The organism is Protofrankia symbiont of Coriaria myrtifolia (assembly GCF_900634755.1).
In the GTDB taxonomy this organism is placed as follows: domain Bacteria; phylum Actinomycetota; class Actinomycetes; order Frankiales; family Frankiaceae; genus Protofrankia; species Protofrankia coriariae.
Genome location: NZ_CAAAFS010000328.1, coordinates 1 through 5,287 on the forward strand (window position 1 = coordinate 1; position 5,287 = coordinate 5,287).

A 5,287-nucleotide genomic window follows, 5' to 3' on the forward strand; every position below is an offset into this window, starting at 1 on the left:
GCGGCAGACGTGGCCGCCCTCCTTGATCATATCGCCGATGAGGACAGCGACTGGCGCGGTTACCTGACAACCGGCCAGCCCGAACTTCACGGGTCTGTGTTGGCCGGGTCCCGGGATATTTCGGCCAGAATCAACCAGCTGTCCGCCTCCGTTGCCGGTCTCGGACGGCTGCCCGACCTTGTGCGGCAGGTGACGGAAGCGTACGGGGTATGGAGCTCGCACGCGGATCCAGCGGTGAGCGCCGTGCGTACCGAGAACATGGTGGTCATTCATTCGGCAGAGGCAGCCGCCACGAGGAACTCAAGCTTTGACACCATGCGTACGCGGGTGGCCACGATACAGCAGGAAATTTTACGTCACCAGGATCAGCTGTCGACTCAGGCCGGCGGGGCCGGCTGGCAGTTGCTCGCCGGTGCGCTGGGCGCCGTGTTCCTGGGTTTTCTGGTCGTCGCTGTGCTGGTCGTCGCTGTGCTGGTCGTCGGTGTCCGGCGGTCGGTCCTCACGCCGCTACGTGGGCTGTTGCGCGCGGTCGGAGAACTTGCCCGTGGCGGTTACGACCGGGCCGTGCTGCGCAACGGCCCGGCTGAAATGGCCGAGCTCGGAGAGGGGCTGGACGCGATGCGTCTGCGCGTGTTGGCCGCGATCGGCCAGCAGGGACCGACGGTGGCGGCGCTGCGGGACGCGCTGACCGCGTCCGTGACCGAAATCCCGGGCATGCGGATCGCAGGCCGGATCATCCCGGCGGAGGGCCTGCTCGCCGGCGACTGGTACGACACCTTCGAGCTGCCCGATGGTCGTCTCGGGTTCACCGTGGGGGACGCGGCGGGGCACGGGCCGGTGGCCGGCGTGCACGCGCTGCTGGTCAAGCAGCTTCTCGCGGCCGCGCTGCTCACCGAGGCAACCCCGGACGAGGCGATCCAACAGGTGCAGCGATGCCTCGGTGACACCGGTGAGATGTTCGCGACCGCGTTCGTCGCAATAGTAGATCTTGAAACCGGACTTGTCGAGTACGCCAACGCCGGGCACCCATGGCCGGTGATCGTCCGAAATCCGGGCGGCGGACGGGGTGCGGCCGTGGACGAGGCGAGGGCGGGCGGTGTGGAGCCGGGCGACGCGGATTCGGATGGTGCGGATCCGGATGTGGAAAGGGAAGCCCTGGCTGTCGGAGACGGCCTGGACGCGAGAGGAGGTGGAAAAAACGAAGCCGGAAGGGCGGGGTTTGTGACTCTGGCGCCGACAGGCCCCCTCGTCGCAGCCATCCTGCCCGACGGCAGCGGCACGTGGCGGACCGAGCGGGCCCTCCTGGCGCCGGGGGACGTCCTGTGCGCCTACAGCGACGGCATCACCGAGGCGCGCGGCCCGGCTGGGAACCAGTTCGGTTTCCGACGGCTGGCCGACGAGCTGACGCGCCTTCCCGGCAGGGATCCCGACGCCCTCGTCAGTGATCTCTTCACGGCTGTCGCGCTGCATTCCCGTGGCTGCGTGGCGGACGACCAGATTGCGGTCGCGGTGGGCCGTAGCGTGTCCGACATCATTGCCGCTCCGGCGCAGCGCCCGGACGGAGCCGTTTATCCGGTGGGAGATACCGTCACCCTGCCGAGAAATATCACCGCCGCGTCCGAGTAGACGGTCCGGGGCAGCCTCGCATCGGTTCTTCGGCGTGGTCCGGGTAGAACGGGCGAGCACGTCACGGGCGTGGCCGGGCAGCGACTGGCTGACTCCCGGCGATCGGCCGCATCATGACAAAGCGGTATTCGACGCGTCCGGTCAGTTCAGTGCGAATATTCGGAAGGTGAGCACCGTCTGTGCCGCTCCGTACGGAATGCATATACGCAGGGCGCCCGGGCGGGGTGTGGAATTCTTGGATCGATCATTCCAGGGGGCTCGTCGGTGTTGGCTTACTTCCGTTAGTGTGTCTGAGGTATGGACGACCAGGAGACAGGGAAGATTTCCACGGGTGTGCCGGATTCCGCCGCATCCGCGTCCCTGCCGGGTGACTTCTCCGCGGAGCCGATGAGAGAGATGGCCTTCCCAGCAGTTGCCCGCCTGGAACTCGACGAGTTGCTCGCCCAGCTCGTCGACCGGGCGCAGGATGTCATCGAGACGCAGAGCAGGCTGCGCGGCCTGCTGCGAGCCACCCGGACGGTCATCGCCGACCTCAGCCTGGAGGTGGTGCTGCGCCGCATCGTGGAGGAGGCCTGTCAGCTGGTCGACGCCCGGTACGGCGCTCTGGGGGTGATCGCCAGGGAAGGGCATCTCGAGCAGTTCATCCACGTCGGCATGGAGCCGTCCCTGGTCGAGAAGATCGGACAGCTGCCGCGGGGGCAGGGGGTGCTGGGCCTGCTTACCGCGCAGCCACAGCCACTTCGCCTGAACGACATCGCGACGAACCCCCGGGCCGTCGGTTTCCCGGCGAACCACCCGCCCATGCAGACCTTCCTCGGTGTTCCGATCAGGGTCCGCAGCGAGGTTTTCGGCAACCTCTATCTCACGGAGAAGCGCAACGGCCGGACGTTCACGGCCGAGGACGAGGAACTCGTCCTGGCGCTGGCCGCGAGCGCCGGGATCGCCATCGACAACGCCCGGCTGTTCGATCAGGCGCAACGTCGCCAGCGGTGGCTGCAGGCCTCGGCGGACATCACCCGTCACGTGCTTGGTGACGGCGAGCGACCGCTGAACATGATCGTCAGTCGTGCCCGGGAGCTCGCCGGCGCGGACGTGGCCGCGATACTCCTCAGCGGGGGGCCCTCGTCGCACCTGACCGTAGAGGTTGCCGACGGTGACGACGCCGGTGTCCTGCAGGGCAGGATAATCCCCATGGACGGCTCGTTGGGAGGCAAGGCGGTGCGGACGTGCGCACCTTTGCTCGTCTCGGACGCCGCGGCCGAGGCCAGCGGTAACGATCCCTACGCGCATGGGATCGGCCCGCTGATGATCGTCCCGTTGGCCGGCTCCCAGGTGGCCAACGGAGCGGTGGTGCTCGGTCGGCGGCACGGCGCCACGCCATTCACGGACAGTGATCTCGATATGGCCGCGGCGTTCGCCGGGCATGTGGCGACGGCTCTCGAGATCACCCAGGCACGGGCCGCCCGAGAACGGATCGTCGTCCTGGAGGATCGGGACCGGATCGCTCGTGACCTGCACGACCACGTCATGCAGCGGCTGTATGCCGTCGCGCTCGGCATGCAGGGACTGGCCGCCGCTGAGGAGCGGCCAGGGCAGGCCCGTCGGATGGCCACGTACGTGGAGGATCTGGACGTGACGATCCGTGAGATCCGGTCGACCGTCTTCGAGCTGCGGGGCCGGCGGACGACGGCTGGCTCCGGCCTGCGGGCGCGGGTCGCCTCCGTCGTCGACGCGGTGAGCGACGCCTTCGGCTTCGCGCCGTACCTGCGGTTCGAAGGCCCGCTGGACACGGCGGTGGACGCGGCGGCCGGTGAGCATCTGCTCGCCGTGGTGCGGGAGGGCCTGTCGAACGCGGCCCGGCACGCCCGTGCCAGCAGCGTCGAGGTCATCGTAAGGGTTACCGGGGGCCAGCTCAGCGCGGACGTGATCGACAACGGCGTGGGTATTGGGAACACGGAGCGTCGTAGCGGGCTTGCGAACATACGCAGCCGAGCCGAAGATCTCGGCGGTACCTTCGACCTCTCCGCGGGGCCCGAAGGTGGTACCCACCTGTGCTGGTCCGTGCCCCTGGCCTGAGTGACCCGCGGCTCCCAGCGCGGCCGGTGGAGCCAGCCGGAACTCACCTGCTGTCACCAGGTCCGTTCGCGCGGTGTACGTTCGGGCAGGACACGTGAGTTGTCCGGGACGGTTCGTCCCGTCCGGGGAGCGTCATTCGGCGGGGTCGTGGGCCGGAGGTCCGTATGGCGGGGTCCGAACGGCCCGTCCCCGAGGAAACCTCCGACGGTCGTTTCTACTTCCCTCCCGGCCCAGGATGGACATCGGGCGGCGGCGCCGTGCCTGCGCCCGGTCCTGTACCGGTCGGCTGGTCCGACTGGTCCGGATGAGCGCTGTCACACCTGCCGTCGCGACATGTTCTGATGTTGGAGGTGTCATGACCGTCGATGACCGGACGACAGTGTCGGGGCGTACGGGTCCGCACGCACGTCCGTACATATACCTCGAGGTCGGACGCCCTGAGCTCGACGGCTCGCGGGAGCTCGACGGCTCGCGGTTCACCGATGAGCAGCTCACCAACAGGCAGTTCACCAGGGCGGTGCTCTCCGGCCTGGAGACGGTCGAGACGCACAGCGCGACGCTGTACTTCTCCGGCGACCGCGTCTTCAAGGTGAAGAAGCCGCTGGATCTGGGTTTCCTCGACTTCCGCACCCGACAGGCGAGGGAGGCGGCCTGCCGGGCCGAGGTCGAACTCAACCGCCGCCTCGCCCCCGACGTCTATCTCGGCATGGCGGACATCCACGACAACGCCGGCACGCTGGTGGACCACATGGTCGTGATGCGGCGGATGCCCGCGAACCGGCGCCTGTCCAGCATGATCTCCATGGGTCGGCGGGTGGACGGGCAGCTGCGCGCGCTCGCCCGGCTGCTCGCCGCCTTCCACCAGCGCTGCCCGACCTCCCCCGAGATCGCCGAGGCGGGCAGCCCGGCCACCCTCGATGGACTGTGGCAGGAGAGCCTGACCGGGATCGCGCCGTTCAGCGGGATGTTGATCGATTCGAGTGTCATCGACGAACTCGGCCGGCTCGCCCCCCGCTACCTCGCCGGCCGGGCGGCGCTGCTGGCCGAGCGCCAGCGCGCCGGCTGGATCCGGGACGGGCACGGCGACCTGCTCGCGGACGACATCTACTGCCTCGACGACGGCCCACGGGTACTCGACTGCATCGAGTTCGACCGCCGGCTGCGGGTCGGGGACGTGCTCGGCGACATCGCCTTCCTCGCTATGGACCTGGAGCGCCTTGGCGCCGCCGACGCCGCCGAGAGGTTCCTGACCTGGTACGGGGAGTTCGCGGGGGAGAAGCATCCGCCGTCGCTGCGGCATCTCTACATCGCTTACCGGGCGCTGGTGCGGGCCAAGGTCTCCTGCATCCGGGCCCGTCAGGGCGCGCCGGAGGCCGCCCGGCAGGCGCGCCGGCTCGCCAGGATCGCGCTGTTGCACCTGCGTCGCGGCCGGGTCCGACTCGTCCTCATCGGCGGCCTGCCCGGCACCGGCAAGTCCACCCTGGCCGGCAGGCTCGTCGACACCGAGGACGGCTGGGTGCTGCTGCGCTCCGACGTCGTCCGCAAGGAACTGGCCGGCCTGCCCGCCGACACGCAGATCCCCGCC

At 69.1% G+C, this 5,287-nt stretch carries 3 protein-coding genes; all 3 read left to right on the top strand.

Annotated features, from left to right (window positions below):
* The first annotated feature begins 9 nt into the window (after nucleotides 1-9).
* Entirely contained in the window at nucleotides 10-1,626 is a 1,617-nt protein-coding gene (locus CM1CMNOD_RS19250; RefSeq protein ID WP_013875261.1) for a PP2C family protein-serine/threonine phosphatase, read from the top strand.
* Between the two features lie 297 nt (nucleotides 1,627-1,923).
* A complete protein-coding gene (locus CM1CMNOD_RS19255) occupies nucleotides 1,924-3,702 on the top strand; it encodes a sensor histidine kinase (protein ID WP_013875262.1) in 1,779 nt (592 codons plus the stop codon).
* A 355-nt stretch (nucleotides 3,703-4,057) separates the two neighbouring features.
* Nucleotides 4,058-5,287 (top strand): AAA family ATPase (locus CM1CMNOD_RS19260; RefSeq protein ID WP_242625469.1); only part of this gene is annotated, 1,230 nt, incomplete at its 3' end.